This window comes from Aquibium sp. ELW1220, from assembly GCF_030398385.1.
In the GTDB taxonomy this organism is placed as follows: Bacteria; Pseudomonadota; Alphaproteobacteria; order Rhizobiales; family Rhizobiaceae; genus Aquibium.
In genome coordinates this window covers 1-18,316 of the sequence record NZ_JAOAOQ010000038.1, presented here as the reverse complement: position 1 = coordinate 18,316, position 18,316 = coordinate 1, and the positions used below count along the sequence as shown (strand labels likewise).

General features: G+C 67.2%; 16 protein-coding genes and 1 pseudogene. 12 read left to right on the top strand and 5 right to left on the bottom strand.

Translation table 11 applies throughout. The features are described from left to right. The first annotated feature begins 104 nt into the window (after positions 1-104). The 8 genes from N1F91_RS24550 to N1F91_RS24515 all read left to right on the top strand — a co-directional run bounded on the left by N1F91_RS24550 (position 105) and on the right by N1F91_RS24515 (position 8,449). Positions 105-1,022: a branched-chain amino acid ABC transporter permease gene (locus N1F91_RS24550; RefSeq protein ID WP_289996111.1), complete on the top strand. Its 918-nt coding sequence runs from the start codon at positions 105-107 to the stop codon at positions 1,020-1,022. 2 nt (positions 1,023-1,024) lie between these two features. Further along, positions 1,025-1,945, top strand: a complete 921-nt coding sequence (locus N1F91_RS24545) for a branched-chain amino acid ABC transporter permease (protein WP_289996110.1) — start codon at positions 1,025-1,027, stop codon at positions 1,943-1,945. Further along, positions 1,942-2,742 carry an ABC transporter ATP-binding protein gene (locus tag N1F91_RS24540; protein ID WP_289996109.1) on the top strand — a complete coding sequence of 267 codons (801 nt, stop codon included), beginning with the start codon at positions 1,942-1,944 and terminating at the stop codon, positions 2,740-2,742. Before N1F91_RS24545 ends, N1F91_RS24540 begins: the two co-directional genes overlap by 4 nt. Beyond that, positions 2,732-3,475, top strand: coding sequence for an ABC transporter ATP-binding protein (locus N1F91_RS24535; protein WP_289996108.1), 744 nt, complete (start codon positions 2,732-2,734; stop codon positions 3,473-3,475). Before N1F91_RS24540 ends, N1F91_RS24535 begins: the two co-directional genes overlap by 11 nt. Before the next feature lie 52 nt (positions 3,476-3,527). After that, the gene (locus N1F91_RS24530; RefSeq protein WP_289996107.1) at positions 3,528-4,703 is read left to right on the top strand and encodes an ABC transporter substrate-binding protein; all 1,176 of its coding nucleotides are present in this window, start codon (positions 3,528-3,530) and stop codon (positions 4,701-4,703) included. A gap of 87 nt (positions 4,704-4,790) precedes the next feature. After that, positions 4,791-5,732: a TAXI family TRAP transporter solute-binding subunit gene (locus N1F91_RS24525; protein ID WP_289996106.1), complete on the top strand. Its 942-nt coding sequence runs from the start codon at positions 4,791-4,793 to the stop codon at positions 5,730-5,732. 26 nt (positions 5,733-5,758) lie between these two features. Continuing rightward, positions 5,759-7,702, top strand: a complete 1,944-nt coding sequence (locus N1F91_RS24520; RefSeq protein ID WP_289996104.1) for a TRAP transporter fused permease subunit — start codon at positions 5,759-5,761, stop codon at positions 7,700-7,702. A 177-nt stretch (positions 7,703-7,879) separates the two neighbouring features. Then, complete coding sequence (locus N1F91_RS24515) at positions 7,880-8,449, top strand: CopD family protein (protein WP_289996103.1); 570 nt, start codon at positions 7,880-7,882, stop codon at positions 8,447-8,449. On the opposite strand, the gene N1F91_RS24510 is transcribed toward N1F91_RS24515, so the two are convergent. Then, the gene (locus N1F91_RS24510; protein ID WP_289996101.1) at positions 8,427-8,927 is read right to left on the bottom strand and encodes a DUF2231 domain-containing protein; all 501 of its coding nucleotides are present in this window, start codon (positions 8,925-8,927) and stop codon (positions 8,427-8,429) included. The two genes, N1F91_RS24515 and N1F91_RS24510, sit on opposite strands and share 23 nt — an antisense overlap. Positions 8,928-8,969: 42 nt before the next feature. Between N1F91_RS24510 and coxB the strand changes: the two genes are divergently transcribed. Genes coxB through N1F91_RS24495 form a run of 3 tightly spaced genes read left to right on the top strand, consistent with a single transcriptional unit; the run spans position 8,970 to position 12,513 of the window. Next, the gene (coxB, locus tag N1F91_RS24505) at positions 8,970-9,647 is read left to right on the top strand and encodes a cytochrome c oxidase subunit II (protein WP_289996099.1); all 678 of its coding nucleotides are present in this window, start codon (positions 8,970-8,972) and stop codon (positions 9,645-9,647) included. Continuing rightward, entirely contained in the window at positions 9,644-12,154 is a 2,511-nt protein-coding gene (ctaD, locus tag N1F91_RS24500) for a cytochrome c oxidase subunit I (protein ID WP_289996098.1), read from the top strand. Before coxB ends, ctaD begins: the two co-directional genes overlap by 4 nt. Next, positions 12,151-12,513, top strand: coding sequence for a hypothetical protein (locus N1F91_RS24495; protein ID WP_289996096.1), 363 nt, complete (start codon positions 12,151-12,153; stop codon positions 12,511-12,513). Before ctaD ends, N1F91_RS24495 begins: the two co-directional genes overlap by 4 nt. 2 nt (positions 12,514-12,515) lie before the next feature. Here the strand turns inward: N1F91_RS24495 and N1F91_RS24490 are convergent, their stop codons facing one another. The 3 genes from N1F91_RS24490 to N1F91_RS24480 all read right to left on the bottom strand — a co-directional run bounded on the left by N1F91_RS24490 (position 12,516) and on the right by N1F91_RS24480 (position 15,766). Beyond that, the gene (locus N1F91_RS24490) at positions 12,516-13,142 is read right to left on the bottom strand and encodes a hypothetical protein (RefSeq protein WP_289996095.1); all 627 of its coding nucleotides are present in this window, start codon (positions 13,140-13,142) and stop codon (positions 12,516-12,518) included. A 384-nt stretch (positions 13,143-13,526) separates the two neighbouring features. Further along, on the bottom strand, positions 13,527-14,756 hold the full coding sequence (locus tag N1F91_RS24485) for a YeeE/YedE family protein (protein WP_289996094.1): 1,230 nt from the start codon (positions 14,754-14,756) through the stop codon (positions 13,527-13,529). Between the two features lie 95 nt (positions 14,757-14,851). After that, a complete protein-coding gene (locus N1F91_RS24480; RefSeq protein ID WP_289996093.1) occupies positions 14,852-15,766 on the bottom strand; it encodes a sulfurtransferase in 915 nt (304 codons plus the stop codon). 312 nt (positions 15,767-16,078) lie between these two features. Here N1F91_RS24480 and N1F91_RS24475 point away from each other — a divergent pair, with 312 nt between their 5' ends. Beyond that, the gene (locus N1F91_RS24475; RefSeq protein WP_289996092.1) at positions 16,079-17,377 is read left to right on the top strand and encodes a sorbosone dehydrogenase family protein; all 1,299 of its coding nucleotides are present in this window, start codon (positions 16,079-16,081) and stop codon (positions 17,375-17,377) included. A gap of 589 nt (positions 17,378-17,966) precedes the next feature. Here the strand turns inward: N1F91_RS24475 and N1F91_RS24470 are convergent. Continuing rightward, positions 17,967-18,316, bottom strand: a pseudogene (locus N1F91_RS24470) (hypothetical protein); the annotation flags it as partial.

The following is an 18,316-nucleotide window of genomic DNA, read 5'->3' as shown; positions in this document are numbered from 1 at the left end:
TTGTATCGCATCGTGACAGTCAGGCACGCGATTTTGTATCCAAATCGCGACGGCAGGCTCAAATCAATGTATACAAACGGTCGGCATGACCGGGAGACGTCGCCATGCTGCTGATTCAGCAATTCGTCAACAGCGTCATGCTCGGCAGCGTCTACGTGACCGTGGCAGTGGCGTTCACTCTGACGATCGGCGTTCTCAATTTCCTGAATTTCACGATCCCCACCCTTTTCATGCTGGCCGGCATGGTCGGTTGGGCTCTGGCCTATTGGGGCCTGCCGTTCGGTTTGTCCGGACCTTTGCCCTGGCCGCTCGCCCTGTTCTTCGGCATGTGCGCCGCGATCCTGGCGTCGCTTCTGGTCGAGCGCTTCACCTTCCGCTACCTGAAGACGAAGTATGGCGACTCCACCGAGCACGCCATTCCGCTGGTCTCCTCGCTCGGCTTCCTGCTGGTGCTCGAGAACCTGGTCCGCATCGGCTACGGCACGGACGCGCAACGCTTCCCCGGCCCGAGCGCCGACCTGACGATGTCGATCGGCGGCATCTTCGTGCGCATTCCGCAGGTCGTGAGCCTCGGCATCGTGGTGCTCATCGTCGTCGGCCTGACATGGCTCCTCAAGAGAAGCCGTATCGGGCGTGGCCTGCGCGCCATCGCCGAAAATCCGGACGCGGCCAACATCCTGGGCGTCGACACCAACCGCGTGGTTCCGGTCGTCTTCATGCTGACCGGGCTTCTCTGCGGCCTCGCCGGCGCGCTCTTCGCCGTCAACTATGGCGAGGTCTCGCCGCAGATGGGCGAGGACATCGGCACCAAGGCCATCGCCGGCATGGTGGTCGGCGGACTGGGCTCGATCTGGGGCGCCGTTCTCGGCGGCCTCATCGTCGGCCTGACCGAGATGATGACCATCCACTTCTTCGGCGCCGACACGGTGCAGGTCGCGGTCTGGGGGCTGCTTCTGCTGACCCTGCTGCTGCGCCCGCAAGGCCTTCTCGGCCACCACTCCATCGGCAAGGGGAAGCTCTGACCATGAGTGGCTACTGGGCAGGCATCCTCTCGATCCTCGCGATCAACGTCATCTTCGCCTACGGCATCTTCCTGCCGGTCGCGACGGGACAGCTCAACCTCGGCGGCGCCGGCTTCCAGGCGCTCGGCGCCTACACCGCCGCCTATCTCTCCGCGATGTTCGGCCTTCCGGTCCCCGTGACGGTCGGCGTCGGCATGGTGGTCGCCGGCGTCGTCGGCTTCCTCATCGCCTTCCCGATCCTGCGGACCCGCGGGGTCTACCTGGTGCTGGCGACGTTCGCCTTCGCCGAAGTCGTCGCCGGAACGATCCTGAACTCCGAGACGCTCGGCGGCGCCATGGGCATGTCGGTGCCCGCCTTCATCGACTGGGAAATCCCGGTGATCGTCGCAGGCTTCGTCACGCTCTTCGTGTTCTACCTGATGTCGACCCGCTTCGGCCTGACGATGCGCGCCACGCATGACGACGAGGTGGTCACCGACCTGATGGGCGTCAACATCCGCATGGTCCAGGTCTGCGCCTTCGCCATCGGCGGCGCGCTGGCCGGGCTGGCCGGCGGGCTCTACGCCCACTCCTTCTCCTTCGTGGAGATCCAGAGCTTCAACGCGCTCGTGTCGATCTACGTGCTCCTTTACGTCCTTCTCGGAGGCACCCAGACGGCATGGGGTCCGCTGGCGGGTGCCGCCTTCTTCACGCTGCTTCCCGAACTGCTACGCACGGTCCTGCCGCAGGTGAAGTCCTTCCTCGCCGCGCTCGTCGGCATCGAGGAGCCGGTCGGTCCGCCCGACGATTCCTGGCGCTTCGTGATCCTCGGCGCGCTGACCATCGCCATGATGGTGCTTCGGCCCGAAGGACTGATCACCCGCACCATGATCGAGCGGCTTCGCTTCCGCAGGTCCTCCTCCGCAAGGGAGCAGGTGGCATGAGCGCGCCGCTGCTTTCGCTCCACGCCGTCTCGAAGAACTTCGGCGGCCTGGCGGTCATCACCGACGTGTCCTTCGAGGTTCCGCAAGGCTCGCGCACCGCCCTGATCGGTCCGAACGGCGCCGGCAAGACGACGGTGTTCAACCTGATCTCCGGGGTCTTCGCGCCGTCGGAAGGCGAGATCAGGCTGGAAGGGCAGTCGATCGACGCCCTCCCTTCGCGGTCCCGCATCGGTCTGGGCGTTGCACGGTCGTTCCAGAACATCCGCCTGATGCCGCATCTGTCCGTGGTCGAGAACGTGATGCTGGGCCAGCAGGCCCGCGCCGGCAACCTGGCGGGCATGTTGACCCCGATTTCGCTCTTCGGCCGCTCGAAATGGCGCCGCGAAGCGGAGGACCTGCTCGACCGCATGGGCCTCTCGACCTATCCGGGCGAGGTCGTCGCGACCCTGCCCTACGGCATCCGCAAGAAGATCGAGGTGGTGCGCGCCCTCGTCGCGAAGCCGAAGATCCTCCTCCTCGACGAGCCGGCGGCGGGACTGAACAACACCGAGACGGCCAACCTGCGCGACTTCCTGATGACCATCTCGCAGTCCGGCGTCACCCTGCTCGTCGTCGAGCACGACATGAGCCTCGTGCGCAGCCTCTGCGACCATGCGGTGGTGCTCAACTTCGGCCGCAAGATCTATGACGGCTCGACCCGCACCGTGCAGGACGATCCGGCCGTGCTGGAGGCCTATCTCGGGACCCGGCAGGCGGAGAAGGCCAGGACCCACGCGGAGGCCGACCATGTTGCTTGAGGTTTCCGGCCTGGACGTCCGGTATGGCCGCACCCATGCGGTCCGCAACGCCACGATCACGGTCGGCGAAGGCGAGATCGTCACGGTTCTCGGCGCCAATGGCGCCGGCAAGACCTCGCTGCTGCGCGCCCTGCAGGGAGCGGTGAGACCCGCCGGCGGCCGCATCGTCTTCGACGGCAGGGACCTGACCAACGCGAGCCCGTCGGCCCGCGTGCGCTCCGGCATGATGCTGGTTCCCGAAGGCCGCCAGATCTTCGTGTCGATGACGGTCCACGAAAACCTGCAGATGGGCGTCTACCTGCGCTCGGACCGCGACGCCGCCCGCGACATCGAGGCCATCTACGACCGTTTTCCCAATCTGGCGGAACGCCGCGACATGAAGGCGAGCGTGCTGTCGGGCGGCGAACAGCAGATGCTGGCGATCGGTCGCGCGCTGGTCGGCCGTCCGCGCCTGATGATGCTCGACGAACCCTCGCTCGGCCTGTCGCCGCTCTTCGTCTCGCGGCTCTTCGACCTGATCGTCGAACTGAACCAGTCCGGCATCGGCATCCTGCTGGTCGAACAGAACACCACCATGGCGCTCGAAGTCGCCGCCAGGGGCTACGTCCTCGAACTGGGCTCGATCGTGCTCGAAGACACCGCCGAAGCCCTGTCCAGAAATCCGACCCTGACCGAAGCCTATCTCGGAGGGCACCAGAATTCGCCATCGCCCGCGATCGGAGAGCGCGCGTGAACGGCGGACGGAACTGCACAAGACAACGAAACAACCCAAGAGGAGAACAGCAATGAAAGTCAGGTCGCTACTCGCCGCAGCCGCGATCCTGCTCGCTGCAGGCACCGCCTACGCGCAGGAAACCATCAAGATCGGCAACATCGTCGTCACCGCAGGCCCGCTCAAGGGTCCCGGCGAGCCGACGCTGACGGCCATCGACATCGCCGTCGAGGAAATCAATGCCGCCGGCGGCATCAACGGCAAGCCCGTCGAAATCGTCCGCTTCGACACCGGTTCGGACCCCAAGCAGGCCTCGGTCGGCGCCCGCAAGCTCATCCAGGACGACGGCGTGCTGGCCATCGCCGGCCCCTTCTCGTCGGGTGAATCGGCTGTCGCGCTCAATGACGCCGAGCGCCTCAAGGTCCTGATGATGCCGACGTCCGCCTCGGCGCCCGGCCTGACCGACGGCCGCACCTATGGCTGGCGCCTGACGGAAGACGAGACCAAGCAGTTCGGCCGCCTCCTGAATTCGATCAAGGCCAAGGGCATCAAGGCCGACACGGCCGAGATCGTCTACATCTCCGAGGAGGTCGTCTCCAACGCAGCCGGCACCAAGCTCTACCCTGCCCTGCTCGCAAAGGCCGGCATCAAGCACGGCGACCCGATCGCGGTGCAGTACAAGAGCTTCGACATGTCCGCGCAGGCCGCGCAGATCATGCAGGCCGACCCCGACCTCGTCGCCATCGCCGCGCTGCCGGAATCGGCTTCCAAGGTCATCAAGGAACTGCGCCGCCAGGGCTTCAAGGGCCGCATCATCGGCTCGCAGATCTTCGCCGATCCGAACGTCGTCGAACTGTTCGGTCCCGAAGGCGACGGCACCCTGCTCGTCGCCGGCTTCTGGAAGGGCCGCACCGAGGCCTCGCAGGCCTTCAACGCCAAGTTCGTCGAGGAGACCGGCAAGCGCGGCATCCACAAGCTCGGCGCCCACCATTCCGACGCCCAGGCCTACGACACCATCTTCCTGCTGAAGCAGGTGATGGAGAAGGCCGGCGTGACGGGCGATCCGGCCAAGCTCGAGGAAGAGCGCGCGGCCATCGTCGCGGGCATGGAAGGCGTGCGCTTCTCCGGCATCCTCGGAGACGACATCTGCTTTGCAGGCCACGACGCCGAACTGCCGGGCTACGTCATCGAGATCAAGGGCGGCGAGTGGACCAAGTTCGACGAGGCTCCCGCCGATAAGTGCGAATAAGGCACACGATCGAGCGGCTGCCGTGGCGGCCGGCTTCCACCGGCCGCCACCCTTCAGGAAACGAAACCGAGAAAAGGGAACGAGACCATGCTGAAATCCCTCGCCTTCGCGGCCGCCATCGCCGTGACGACCGTCTCCGGCGCAATGGCGCAGACCATCGGCCTGGCGACCACCCAGGGCGGCGCGACGGAGCAGATCGCGACAGCGATCGCCAAGACCGTGTCGCAGGCCACCGACCTCCAGGTCCGGCCGCAGATGCTGGCCAACACGTCGCAGTACATTCCGCTGGTCAATGACGGCCGCGTCGAATTCGGCATCGCCAACTATCCGCAGACCTTCTACGCCCTCAAGGGCGAAGGCATGTCGGCTGGCCAGCCCGCGCCCAACCTCAAGCTGGTCGCCACGCTGATCCCGTTCAACGCCGGAATGATGGTTCCCTCGTCGCTCGGCATCAAGACGCTGGATGGCCTCAAGGGCAAGCGCGTGCCGCGTTTCCCGGCCAATTCGCTCGGCGACTACATCATCCGCGCCTCGCTCGCCACGGCCGGCCTGACCTATGACGACGTGACCAGCGTCCCTACCGCGAACTTCCCCGCGCAGTTCCAGGCCTTCAAGGACGGCGCGACCGACCTGACGATCGCCACCGCCGGCGCGCAGTACACGTTCGATTTCGAGACCACGCTCAAGGGGGTGACCTTCCTCAACTACAAGGAAGGCGACGAGAAGGTGCTGGCCGCCGAGCTTCCGGGAACGTTCCTCAAGCCGGTCGGATCCTACAAGGTGCCGGGCGTCAGCGAGGACACGGTGATCTTCGCCTACGACTACACCCTCTTTGCCAATGCAGAGGTGCCGAACGAGGTCGTGGCCAAGGTCGCCAAGGCGCTTTTCGAAGGCCAGGCGGCGCTCAAGGAAACCGGCCCGATCTGGAACGAATACGATCCTGCCAAGATCGGCAAGGCGGGCGTGCTCGAGTACCACCCGGGCGCGATCGAGTTCTACAAGAGCGTCGGCATCTGGACCGGCGAATGATCGACCGCCGCCAGGGTTAGATCGAGATGAACGCAGACGTTCGCAATCCGCTTCGCATCGTTCCCGCGGTCCTGGCCGTGCTCGTGCCGGCCGGATCAATCGCCTGGATCGCATCGGTTCCGCAACGTCTCGGCATTCTCATCTACCCGGAACAGATCGCCGCGCTCATGCTGGGCGCGGCGCTCGCGGTGGTCTTCTTCCGGGCCTGCCGGCCCGGAAGAGGCCTCTTCAACGCAGTCGATGCGGCGCTGGGCGTCGCCGCCTTCGGGCTCGGCCTCTTCGTCTTCATCCGCTTTCCCGTCCTCTCGGAAGGCGCCTTCCAGCGTCCCACGGAAGCACTGCTCCTCGGCATCGTTACCACGGGCCTGGTGATGGAGGGGCTGCGCCGGGTCATCGGCTGGGCCCTGATCATCATCTTCATCGTCATGCTGCTCTACGCGCTGTTCGGCGACTGGGTCCCCGGCGCCCTGACGGGGCGGCCGCAGCCGATCGCCGACGTCCTGCGCTTCCTCGGCACCGACTCGACCGCCACATGGGGCCAGGCGCTGCAGATCGCGGCCTTCGTGGTGGTCGTCTTCGTACTGTTCGGCGGCCTGCTGCTGGCCGTCGGAGGCGGCGACTTCTTCACGCAGCTCTCTCTTCGCGTGGCCGGAAACGGCCCCGGCAACACCGCAAAGGTCGCCGTCACGGCGTCCGCCCTCTTCGGATCGATCTCCGGCAGCGCGGTCTCGAACGTGATGTCCACCGGCGTCATGACCATCCCGATGATGAAGAAGGCGGGTTTCCGGCCGGAGCAGGCCGGCGCCATCGAGGCGGTCGCCTCGACCGGCGGCCAGCTGATGCCTCCGATCATGGGCGCAGCCGCCTTCCTGATGGCCGAACTCCTGCAGGTTCCCTACCGCGACATCGTCATCGCGGCGCTGCTGCCCGCGATCCTCTACTACCTGTCCGTCTTCGTGCAGATCCACTTCATCGCCCACCGCGACAGCATTCCGTCTTTGAAGGACCTCGACCGCACCCCGATGGCCTCGGTCCTCGCCCAGGGCTGGCTCCCCATGCTGGGCATCGGCGTGCTTCTCGTTTCGATCTTCAGCTTCAACGTCCGCGCCGAGCTTGCAGCCATCTGGGCGATCGTGGCGATGGTGGCGCTGGGCCTCGCCACCTCGTTCTTCGGACCCGAGGAACGGCGGCTGTCGCCGCGCAGACTGCTCGACGCGATCGTGAAGACCGGTCAGTCCACCTGCGACATCCTCCTGATCACCGCCGCCGCCGGCATGATCATCGGTCTGCTCACCACCACGGGCCTCGGCTTCGCGCTGTCGCTCTACCTGCTCGACTTCGGCGGCGAGAGCCTGTTTGCCCTGCTGCTGGTGACGGCCGGCGTCGGCGTCGTGCTCGGCATGGGACTGCCCACCACCGGCGTCTATCTCCTGATGGCGTCGCTGGCGGCCCCTGCCCTGACGCAGCTCGGCATCGCGCCGATGCAGGCGCACATGTTCGTCTTCTACTACGGCATGCTGTCGATGATCACGCCGCCGATCGCCATGGCCTCCTTCGCCGCGGCCAGCATCGCCAACGCGCCGCAGCTCAAGACCAGCATCGAAGGCTTCCGCTTCGGCTGGATCGCCTACATCCTGCCCTTCCTGTTCATCTACAAGCCGGGGCTCCTGATGGTCGGCAGCGCGGTCGACATCGTCTACGTCTTCGTCAGTTCGGCAGCCGCGCTCGTGCTCGTCACCGGCGGGCTGGTCGGCCACGCCCTCAGGCCGCTGGGGCTCGCGACGCGCATCGGCTGGACGATCCTGGGCAACGCGATGATCGCGCCGATCCACGAACTCGGTGGCTGGACACTCGAATACGTGGTGTCGGCGGCCGGCCTCGTCCTGCTCGCCTTCTACGCCCTCGCAGGCAGCGCCCGAACGACGATCGCCGCGCGCGACGGGATCGGCGACCGACCGACCCCGCGGTAGCAAAGCCGGCCGATCGGGCATCCCCGCCGCGGGACGCAGACGACTCCGACGCCCCAACGGCTGCGCCCGTCGAACCTGCCGCTGCCCCGGAACCATCGCTCCCCTGCCGTGTTCCTGTTCCTGTCGCCCGCCCATGGCCGCGCACCGTCGTGCTGCATGCCATCGGCGGGACGCGCCATGACAGGCGTGATCGAGCGGAAGTCGAAGGGGACGCCAGTTGACGATCCATGGTCGGAACGGATGATCGTCTGGCTCAAGCTGCTGCACATCGCGGCCGTCTGCGTCTGGATGGCCGGTCTCGTCAGCCTGCCTGGCCTCTATGTGCAGCGCGCCCGCATCGTACAGGGCGACCGCCTGTACATGCTCCAGCGAACCACACGGTTCGCCTTCCTCAAGCTGGTCTCGCCGGCCGCGTTCCTTGCCATAGCCTCGGGAGCCGGCCTGATCTTCGTCAGCCAGGCCTATCAGCCCTGGCTTTCGGCCAAACTGGCGCTCGTGGCCCTGCTTGCCCTCCTCCACACGCTGACGGGGCTGGTCATCATCCGCCTGTTCGAGGAAGGGCAGATCTATCCCGTCTGGCGCTTCATTGCCGTGACCGCGGCAACGGTCGCCCTCATCGTGGGTGTGCTGGCCCTCGTCCTGGCGAAACCCGAGATCGAATGGAGGAGCCTTGTCCCCTCCGTGCTGACCGAGCCGGGCGGCCTGCGCCGGCTGGCCGAGGACCTCAGTCCTTGGCCGATACCATGAGGCCGATGCCGTGATGGAAGATCAGTTTTCCGCCGTGCCAGCCGGCAAGACCGGTCAGGAACGTCGCCAGCAGCGACAGGAGGAGACCGTGCGGCAGGACGTCGGCGGTATCCTGCACCCGGATGCCCCAGTTCAGCCCAGCCACGGCGATCAGCGTCATGGCAGCCACGCCGTGCGCCCAACTCGCCACCCGGCCACGGATGCCGCGCACCAGAAGCAGTTCCGCCGTTCCGGCGAACGCGGCGACCAGTCCGCCGCCGAAAGCGAAGCCCGACGACCACAGCCCGACCCGCAGCCAGAACGGATCGGCCGACCACCAGTAGAAGATGTCGATACCGAGCGTGCCTATGACCAGGGCGATCGGAAAATGCACGCTCATGGCGTGGATCGGATGGCCGGCGATCGCCACCGCGGACGTCACATCCAGTTCGTTGACGGCCTGGTTGACCGGATTGGGGCGGCTTTCGCTGTCGGACATGCGGGAACTCCTGTTCCGGCAGTAAGGCGCGCGCGCGCCTTCTTGTTCCCTGCCGTCTTGCTTGTGGCGCCGGTCCTGCTGGCCGGCTGCGCCGGCGACGCCTCGGCGCTCGATCCCGCCGGCCCGGGCGCCCGGGCGATCGCGCGGCTGTGGTGGGTCATGTTCTTTGCCGCCATCGTGCTCTTTGCGCTGGTCATGGGCCTGTTCGCGCTGGTCATGCTGAAGCCGTCCGTCGGCGCGAGGCTGCCCGCCGGCCGATGGATCCTGTGGGGCGGGCTCGTGATGCCGGCGCCGGTCCTGATGGCCCTGCTCCTCGTGTCGCTGGTGCAAGGCGAGCACCTGCTGGCACGCGAGGGGGAAGGTGATCCCCTTCGCGTCGAGGCCCATGCGCGGCAGTGGCAGTGGGAGTTCCACTATGTCGGCGCCGAAGGCGGCCCCGTCACCGTCGGCGTGCTGCACATGCCCGTCGACCGCCCGGTCGACATCGTGACGGTCAGCGCGGACGTGATCCACAGCCTCTGGGTTCCGGCCTTGGGCGGCAAGATCGACGCGGTGCCCGGCCATCGCAACCACGTGCGGCTTGTGGCCGACCGCACCGGAACCTTCGGCGGGCTCTGCGCCGAGTATTGCGGCACCGGCCACACCACCATGCGCTTCGAGGTCAAGGTGCACGAAGCGGGCGCCTTCCTCGACCTGCTGGAAAGGGACTTCGCCGAATGACGCAGCCGCGAGGAAGCGAAGCGCTCCGCCTGCACAGGCAGCTCACGGCGATCTGGGGCACCGGACCGGGGCTCGCCCGGCTGGCGGCCGTCAACCATTCCGTGATCGGGAAGCGCTTCATGGCCACGGCGGCCATCTTCTTTGCCATCGGCGGACTGCTCGGGATGCTGATCCGGACCCAGCTCGCCTCGTCGCAAAGCCCGTTCATGGAGGAAGGCGTCTACGCGCAGGTCTTCACCATGCACGGAACGATCATGATGTTCCTCTTCGCCATCCCCATGCTGGAAGGGCTGGCGATCTACCTTCTCCCGAAACTGCTGGGCGCACGCGACCTCGCCTTCCCCCGCCTCACCGCCTACGGCTACTGGTGCTATCTCTTCGGGGGCACGATCATAATCGCGGCCCTTGCCCTCGGCGTCGCGCCCGACAGCGGCTGGTTCATGTACACGCCGCTCTCCTCGCGCGTCTTCTCGCCGGGCATCAACGCCGATGTCTGGCTGCTCGGCATCACCTTCGTGGAGATTTCGGCGCTGTCTGCGGCCATCGAGATCCTCGTCAGCATCCTGAAGCTGCGCGCACCGGGCATGTCGCTCGACCGAATGCCGATCTTCGCATGGTACATGCTGGTGACGGCGGGCATGATGCTCGTCGGCTTCCCGCCGCTCATCCTCGGATCGATCCTGCTCGAACTCGAGCGCGCCTTCGACCTGCCCTTCTTCGACCCGGCACGCGGCGGCGATCCGCTGCTGTGGCAGCACCTCTTCTGGCTCTTCGGCCATCCGGAAGTCTACATCATCTTCCTGCCGGCCGCCGGCGCCATATCCACCTTCCTTCCGGTCTTCGCCGGCCGCCCGCTCGCGGGCTATCAGGCCGTCGTGGTGGCGCTGATCGCCATGGGCTTCCTGTCACTCGGACTGTGGGTCCACCACATGTATCTCGTCGGCATCCCGCATCTCGCGCTCAGCTTCTTCTCCGCCGCGAGCGCGCTCGTCGCCATTCCGACCGCCGTGCAGATCTTCGCCTGGTTCGCCACGCTCTCGCACGGCCGGCCCCGCTTCTCGCTGCCGATGCTCTACTTCTTCGGCTTTCTCTTCATATTCGTCATCGGCGGCCTGACCGGCGTGATGGTCGCGATGGTGCCGTTCGACATCCAGGCCCACGACAGCCATTTCGTCGTCGCGCACCTGCATTACGTTCTGGTCGGCGGCTTCGTGTTCCCCATCCTGGGGGCTGCCTACTACTGGGTGCCGCACATCACCGGCCGCATGGCGGTCAATCACCTGGCGAAGCCGGCCTTCTGGATGATCTTCGTCGGCTTCAATGTCACCTTCTTCATCATGCACCTGACGGGGCTTCGCGGCATGCCGCGCCGGGCGCACCTCTATCCCGCGGAGCCCGGGCTCGAGATCTTCAACTTCGTCTCTTCGGTCGGCTCCTTCATCATGGCGATCGGTTTTGGCCTGGTGCTGCTCGACTTTGCGCTGCACTTCCGCTTCGGGCAGGCCTTCCGGCGCAACCCCTGGCGGGCGCAGACGCTCGAATGGGCGATGCCGACGCCTCCTCCAGCCTACGCCTTCGCCTCGCTGCCGCATGTCGAGGCCCGCGCCGACACGCTCCGTCCGGACGACGTGGGCGCCGAACTTGCAGCCGGGCGCGGCTATCTCGGCTTCGTGCGCGAGGGCCGCATGGAAACGCTCGCCGTCGAGGCGATCGGCGGCGGCGTCGAACAGGTGGTGGAACTGCCGCGCCCCAGCTACCTGCCCCTGATCACGGCCCTCGGCACCGGCGTCTTCTTCCTCGCCATGCTCTTCAAGGTCTACTGGATCGCCTCGATCGCGCCGCTCCTGATCGTCGCCCTGTTCCTCCGGTGGACCGTCGGCCGCGGCAGGCAAGGCGACACGGGGCCGGAACCGATCGGTCGGGGCATCTCGGTTCCTTCGCACTTCGAAAGCCGCAACGCGCCCTCGATCTGGGCCACGCTCTTTGCGCTGATCGCGAATGCGACGCTGGTTGCCTCGCTGGCCTTCGGAGGGCTTTTCCTGTGGATTTCAGCGCCGGGGTGGCCCCCGCCCGACATGCCGCGCCCGGACCTTGTTTCGAGCCTTGCCGTACTGGCCGTCCTGGCGATCGGTGGAGTGGCTGCCCTCGGGGGCGTGAGCGCCGGGGCCGCGGGCCGCACGGCACCGCTGGCGCTGACCGCCGCGATGCATGCGGCAAGTGCGGGCTTCTTCGCCTGGTCGGCCGTGTCGATCGCCGACCCGACAGCGCATGCCGCCGCCGCGACCGTCTTCGTCGCGCTCTGCTATGCCGCCCTGCATGCGATGATCGGGTTCGTCTTCGCCTGCTACGGCCTGTGGCGGGTCTCTGCCGGCTGGGTTTCGCCCGCCCGCCTGCTCGACCTTCGGATCGGCCTGCTCGTCCACCTTTACGCCTTCGCGGCGGGCGTCATCACCCTCTCCTTCTGGTGGCTGCTGGCAGAACTCGGCGCGCCCGGAGGCGAGGCATGAGACGCCAGCTGCGCGAGATCGGACCGCTGGCCGTCGTCATCTCCGGCTTCCTGCTGTGGAGCGCGGCATTCCTTGCCATCTATGGTGCGCAGGCCACGGGTTGCAGCCTCGGCTGGAACGCGGAGATCCTCGTCGGTCCCCTGACGGTCCAGCGCGCGGTCCTGATCGCCCTCTTCGCCGTTGTGCTGGCCGGGCACGTCGGGCTCCTCGTCCGCTCGACGGCCTGGACGACGGTCGACGGCCGACCGGAGACGGGAACGGCCGATTTCATGCGGAAGGCTGCGTCGCGGCTGGCGCTGCTGTCGGCGGCAGCGTCCGCGGTCTGCTTTGCCGGGGTGATCTGGCTGACGCCCTGCTGATCTCAGCCGGCGTCGGCGTCGGCGTCGGCGTCGCCTTCGGGTGTCGGCTGCACCTCGAAGACCATCTCCGACGTCACCTCGAGCGCCCGGTCCTGGCGGACCTCCACTCCTGTTGGCGCGACATGATCGGCCAGCGCCTGGTCGCGTGCGCGGATGAGGTCGGCGATCTCGGCTTCGTAGGCGAAGAAGATCGTGGTCAGCCAGCGGTTCACGAGATAGGACGGGCGCGGCATGTGGACGTCGAAGCGCGGCAGGAGCGCGATGGTCCCCTCCGCGTCGAGCCAGTCGTCGCCCACCACCCACTGGTTCACGGTGAACAGCCGCAGCATCCGCCCATGTGCGTCAACGCCGACCGCGGCGAGGTGATGGATGGGACCGTCGACGCCGTGCGGCCGCACGAAACAGTGGAAATGGCCATGCTCCACCACATCCTCCCCGGCCGGATGACAATGGTAGAACCACTGCGCCCCGCTCGAGGGATCGAACACGTCGCCGGGCGGATAATGCTCCCAGGCGGCGATGGAGGACGTTTCTCGAAACGTTTCGGTGAGCACGCTCTGGCCGCCCTTGGCGAGGATGCTCTCGCAGAAGGCGATCTCGCCGAGCGCATGCTCCCGATCGTCAGCCATTGGTCTTCTCCGGCAGGGGAACGGGCGGCGGCGGCGGCGCGAGCTTTGCAGGCGCAGCCGGCGGAGCAGCGGGCGGCGGCGGCGGTGCAAGCTTCGCCGGCGCGGCAGGTGGGGCAGCCGGCGCCGGAGGCGGCGCAAGCTTTGCGGGTGCAGCCGCGCAGGGAGCCGCGGCAGCGCATGGTGCGGCGGCAGGAGCCGCAGGCTGAGCCACGCGCGGCGCACCCGCCGCACAGGGAGCAGCGGCAGCGCAGGGCGCAGCGCCGGTGGCCGGGGGGGTCTGCGTCTGTTCCTGCGCCCTCGGCACGGGATGGCGCGCATGATCGACCGCGACGGCCGCAGTCGCAGCCGCGAGCGCTGCACCGAAGAGGAGGGTGTTTCTGGCACTCATTTCCTGGAAAACCCGTCGAGACCGAAGAGAGGACGTGCCGCAACGCCGGCGAACGACCCGGCGAAGGCGGCAGCGAACCACAGCCACCCGTGCAAGCTGCCCGAGGCGATGCCGGAAAACAAGGCCCCGATGTTGCAGCCAAACGAAAGACGCGCGCCATAGCCCATCAATAGACCACCAGTAATGGCGGCCAGCAACGAACCGACCGGCAGCTTCGCCTTCGGCGCGAACTTTCCGGCAAGGCTGGCCGCAAGCCCGGCGCCAAGGATGATGCCGAAATTCATCACCGAGGTGACGTCGGAAAGCACGCTCGACGCCAACGCCGACTGCGGCCCGGGCCAGGTCCAGAAAGCCCATGTCTCGACTGGAACGCCTGCCGCCTGCGCGATCTTCGCGCCCCAGAGGCCGAAGCCAAAGGTCACCGACCATGGATGCCCCGCGAGCAGCAGCGTCGCGATGTTGAGCACCGCCAGCATGAGTCCGGCGCCCACCAGCGGCCATGGCCCCTTGAGCAGCCATGCCCAGCCTGCGCGGGGCGGCGTCGCTTCCCACTCGACATCGCCATGCGCCCTCCGCTCCACCAGCGCCGTCGCCAGAGCGACGAGCCCGAGCGCGGCCAGCGTGGCGAGGACGGCGTTGCCGGTCGAAAGCTCCCGGCCGAGATCGATGACGCCGAGCGACGGCAGTTCGAGCCACCACGGCAGATGCGCCGTGCCGACGACGGCGCCGACGATGAAGAACGCGAGGGTCACGAGCATGCGCGCCGACCCGCCGCCCACGGTGAACAGCGTGCCAGAACCGCAGCCGCCGCCGAGCTGCATTCCAAGGCCGAACAGGGCCGCGCCGACGAGCACCGATACGCCGACCGGCGCCAGGGCGCCCACCAGCGGCTTGCCGCCGAGGCTGCCGGCTGCCAGGAGCGGGATCATCGCGACGGCCGCGATGCCGATCATCAGCATCTGCGCCCGCAGCGCCCGTCCGCGCCGCTCCACGACGAAGCGGCGCCAGCCGCCCGTGAAGCCGAAGGAGCCGTGATAGAGCGCTGCGCCGAGAAGCCCGCCCACCAGGAAAAGCGCTGCCTGACGCAGGTCGATCAGGCCCGCGATGGCGGCAAAGCCGACGATCAGCGCGCCGCCGGAGATGAGCGCCGGTGCCCGGTCCATGGTGGCCGGGAGCACGGTCTTCGCACGCTCCGCAGGAGATCGATCGAGAGGAATGTCGGTCATGGTCTCTTGTGCCGCTTCTGTCGCTTGCTCGAAAACGCCAAATGTCCGGATCGCTCCGGACATTCGCAGGCGTTCGTGACGTCCGTTGGAAAGGCTCAGGTGCCCGAGCGGTTCTCGACCGGACGCTTGGGATCGGCTGTCCACTCGGCCATCGAGCCGTCATACATGGAGGTGTTCTTGTTGCCCAGCACCTCGCTCAGGCCGAACCAGGCAACCGAGGCCCAGTGACCGGTGTTGCAGAAGGCGATGTTCTTCTCGTCGGCGGCAAGGCCGACGGCCTCCGACAGCGCCTTCACCGTTTCGGGGCGGGCAAACAGTGCATATTCCGCGCTGTAGAGATCGCCGTGCTTGATGTTGACGGCGCCCGGGATCGTGCCTTCCGTTCGCACGACCGGGCTCTTGGACTTGCCCTCGAACTGCTCGGCCGGGCGGCCGTCGACCAGCTTGGTGCCGGACTCGAGCGCTGCGGCGACTTCCTCGGTCGTGGCCAGGAGTTCGTCCTGCAACTCGTATTCGAAGGCGACGGGGGACGGCTTTGCCGGTTCGGCCGAACGCGCGCCGCCGGCCGCGTCGTACTGGCGCCAGCCACCATCGAGGATCGAGACCTCGTCATGGCCGAGATACTTGAAGGTCCAGTAGACGCGGGTCGCGCCGCCGAACTCGGTCGAATCGGTGCCCCAGGGAACGATGACGACATGGTCGTCCGCGTCGATGCCGAGATCGCCGATCAGCTTGGTGATCTGCTCGACCGGCGGCAGCATGCCGGGCACCCCGTTGAGCTCCGTGCGCCATCCTGCGGTGGAATAGGGCGCCACGACCGCGCCGTCGATGAAGGGGGTCGTCCCGAGATCGGTCTCGGCGACCTTGTCGCGGATGTCGAGGACGACGACGTTTTCCTGGCCGGCATTGGCCTTGACCCATTCGGCATCCACGAGAGGACGGACGTCTGAGGCAAAGGCGGCGGGCGCGGCCAGCACGCCAAGCGTGAGGGCGAGTGAAGCGATGCGCATCGGTGTGTCTCCCGGTCTGGATGTCCTGGACTTCGCAGGGGAAGTCTCTTGACCGATTTTCTACCGGATCGGCTTGCGGCGGTCAGGGCATGGGCGCCTGCCGAACCAAGGCTTGTTCGAACGGGGTTCCAATTTCATTCCAGTTCTGGAAACGAAATTTCAGCTGGCCGGCACCCACAACCGGGAGCGGCAAAATTCGTTCTTCCCTCGCCTGCACGGCTCCAGGCCGCGACTGCGGTTTTGTCAGCGTCGCGGATTCCATTCCGGCACCCGATGTTCTAATGCGAAAGCCAGACATCGAGGACCAGAGCCATGGCAACGTCTCTCTTCGCGGAACTCGTCGCCTTCGTCGGCGGCGTCATGGTCCGGATACGCCATCGCGGCCAGGGTGCCCTGGCACAGGCTTTCGGCGACCAGCCCTCCATACCGCCCGCTAGGGCGCAGGGCGCGATCCCGACGCTGAAGATGCCCACGGCTCGCGGCTGGGAGGACGGGCGCCTGCCGGTCGCCGCCCGGGGACTCAAGGTCAACGCCTTCGCCGCCGGCCTCAAGCATCCCCGCTGGATCCACGTCCTGCCCAACGGAGACGTTCTGACCGCCGAGGCGCTGTCGGTACCGGGCGGCATCAGTTCAATCTTCGACTATGCCATGTCGGCCACGATGCGCCGTGCCGCAGCCCTCGGCGACAGTCCGAACCGAATCACGCTGCTGCGCGACGCCGACGGCGACGGCGTGGCCGAGACGCGTCACGTGCTCCTCGACGGCCTGAACCACCCTTTCGGCATGGCGATGCTCGATGGCACGCTCTATGTCGGCAACACTGACGGGCTGGTGGCGTTCCCCTATGCCGACGGCGATACCCGCATCGAGGCGCCGGGGCGCCGTCTCGCGTCCTACAAGCCGGCCGGACACTGGACACGTTCGATCCTTCCTTCGCCCGACGGCAAGCGTCTCTATGTCGGCGTCGGCTCGCTCTCCAACATCGCCGACGAGGGCATGGAGGCCGAGGAAGGCCGCGCCGCGATCTATGAATTCGACATCGCCACCGGGCAGAACCGCATCTATGCATCGGGCCTGCGCAACCCCGTCGGGCTGGCCTGGGAGCCTTCCTCCGGCGTTCTCTGGACCGTCGTCAACGAGCGGGACGGGCTTGGCGACGAGACCCCGCCCGACTACCTCACTTCGGTGGTCGACGGTGGTTTCTACGGCTGGCCCTACTGCTACTGGAACCGCATCGTCGACGACCGCGTGCCGCAGGACGCCGCGATGGTCGCCAGGGCGATCACGCCCGATTTCGCGCTCGGCGGACACACCGCCTCGCTGGGGCTCTGCTGGATGCCCGGCGGCACGCTGCCGGGTTTCCCGGACGGCATGGTGATCGGCCAGCACGGCTCCTGGAACCGCTCGACGCTGTCGGGCTACCGCGTGATCTTCGTTCCCTTCGAGAACGGACGGCCTTCCGGCCCGTCGAGAGACATCCTTTGGGGCTTCCTGTCACCCGACGAGAAGTATTCCTACGGCAGGCCGGTCGGCGTCACGCTTGGACCAGACGGGTCCCTGCTCGTGGCGGACGACGTCGGCGACGTCCTGTGGAGGGTCACGGGAGCTTGAGGGCCGCCGCGGCGGAACCCTGCAATGCAGTCGGTGGACGCTCAAGCATATGAACGGCGCCGAGGACTTGGGGAGGTTACCCACAAAGCCGAACAAGTCGCCGGTACTTCGACGCCGACGTGGCTTTCTTCCCCGGTCCCTATTCCGTTCGGCCAGTCGTTGAGGCGGAAGGGTCGGTGAAGCCGGGTAAGTTGATACGCGGCCTTCGGTGGCTTGCAGACGACCGCTCGGGTACGGCATCATGCCTTTTTTCAATCCTGGGCGATGAGCCGCCAAAGCGCCTAAGGCCGCGTCGTGGATCTCGCGCCGCCTGCCGTCCCTTGTCAGGGCGCTCGTATCCGCCAGGGCAGGCATGATGTCCGAAGTGCGGTCAGGCGCTCCCCTCCCGCATCAAGTCAGTCGTCCGTCGGCAGACGGCCCCGCGCGGCGCCCTTCGCTCGGCGCGATCCCGCCCGGACGTTGTGATGAACCACCTGGCCCTCTTCAGACGAGCGCGCGGCGCCAATCATTCGGGTGAACGGGCGACGTCGCGGCGGGACCGCTCCGACATGCAGGCTGACGAAGAGCCAGCTGTGCGGTACGGCGGCGATCAGAACTCTTCCCAGCCGTCCGCTTCCCCGGCCGGTTCGGGCTTGCGCAGCGCCGCGGAACGGCCCGCGGAATAGCTCGGCCGCGCCGCATGCTGCGAACGGGATGGCGTGCCATGCATGGAGCGGACGTTGTCGTGCCGTGACGCGGAGGACAGATGGCGGCCGGCGCCGACATCGAACCGGCCGACCAGTTCCGCCATGGCCTCCGCCTCCCGGCTGAGCGAGACCGCAGCCGCGGTCGACTGCTCCACCATCGCGGCGTTCTGCTGCGTCGACTGGTCCATGTGCCCGATCGCCACGTTGATCTGGGCGATGCCGGTCGACTGCGCCTCGGCCGATGCCGCCATGG

What these genes read in the sequence shown, in the direction of transcription:
- N1F91_RS24550 (WP_289996111.1), top strand. Translation starts at nt 105, where the DNA reads ATGCTGCTGATTCAGCAATTCGTCAACAGCGTCATGCTCGGCAGCGTC.
- N1F91_RS24545 (WP_289996110.1), top strand. Translation starts at nt 1,025, where the DNA reads ATGAGTGGCTACTGGGCAGGCATCCTCTCGATCCTCGCGATCAACGTC.
- N1F91_RS24540 (WP_289996109.1), top strand. Translation starts at nt 1,942, where the DNA reads ATGAGCGCGCCGCTGCTTTCGCTCCACGCCGTCTCGAAGAACTTCGGC.
- N1F91_RS24535 (WP_289996108.1), top strand. Translation starts at nt 2,732, where the DNA reads ATGTTGCTTGAGGTTTCCGGCCTGGACGTCCGGTATGGCCGCACCCAT.
- N1F91_RS24530 (WP_289996107.1), top strand. Translation starts at nt 3,528, where the DNA reads ATGAAAGTCAGGTCGCTACTCGCCGCAGCCGCGATCCTGCTCGCTGCA.
- N1F91_RS24525 (WP_289996106.1), top strand. Translation starts at nt 4,791, where the DNA reads ATGCTGAAATCCCTCGCCTTCGCGGCCGCCATCGCCGTGACGACCGTC.
- N1F91_RS24520 (WP_289996104.1), top strand. Translation starts at nt 5,759, where the DNA reads ATGAACGCAGACGTTCGCAATCCGCTTCGCATCGTTCCCGCGGTCCTG.
- N1F91_RS24515 (WP_289996103.1), top strand. Translation starts at nt 7,880, where the DNA reads ATGACAGGCGTGATCGAGCGGAAGTCGAAGGGGACGCCAGTTGACGAT.
- N1F91_RS24510 (WP_289996101.1), bottom strand. Translation starts at nt 8,927, where the DNA reads ATGTCCGACAGCGAAAGCCGCCCCAATCCGGTCAACCAGGCCGTCAAC.
- ctaD (WP_289996098.1), top strand. Translation starts at nt 9,644, where the DNA reads ATGACGCAGCCGCGAGGAAGCGAAGCGCTCCGCCTGCACAGGCAGCTC.
- N1F91_RS24495 (WP_289996096.1), top strand. Translation starts at nt 12,151, where the DNA reads ATGAGACGCCAGCTGCGCGAGATCGGACCGCTGGCCGTCGTCATCTCC.
- N1F91_RS24490 (WP_289996095.1), bottom strand. Translation starts at nt 13,142, where the DNA reads ATGGCTGACGATCGGGAGCATGCGCTCGGCGAGATCGCCTTCTGCGAG.
- N1F91_RS24485 (WP_289996094.1), bottom strand. Translation starts at nt 14,756, where the DNA reads ATGACCGACATTCCTCTCGATCGATCTCCTGCGGAGCGTGCGAAGACC.
- N1F91_RS24480 (WP_289996093.1), bottom strand. Translation starts at nt 15,766, where the DNA reads ATGCGCATCGCTTCACTCGCCCTCACGCTTGGCGTGCTGGCCGCGCCC.
- N1F91_RS24475 (WP_289996092.1), top strand. Translation starts at nt 16,079, where the DNA reads ATGGCAACGTCTCTCTTCGCGGAACTCGTCGCCTTCGTCGGCGGCGTC.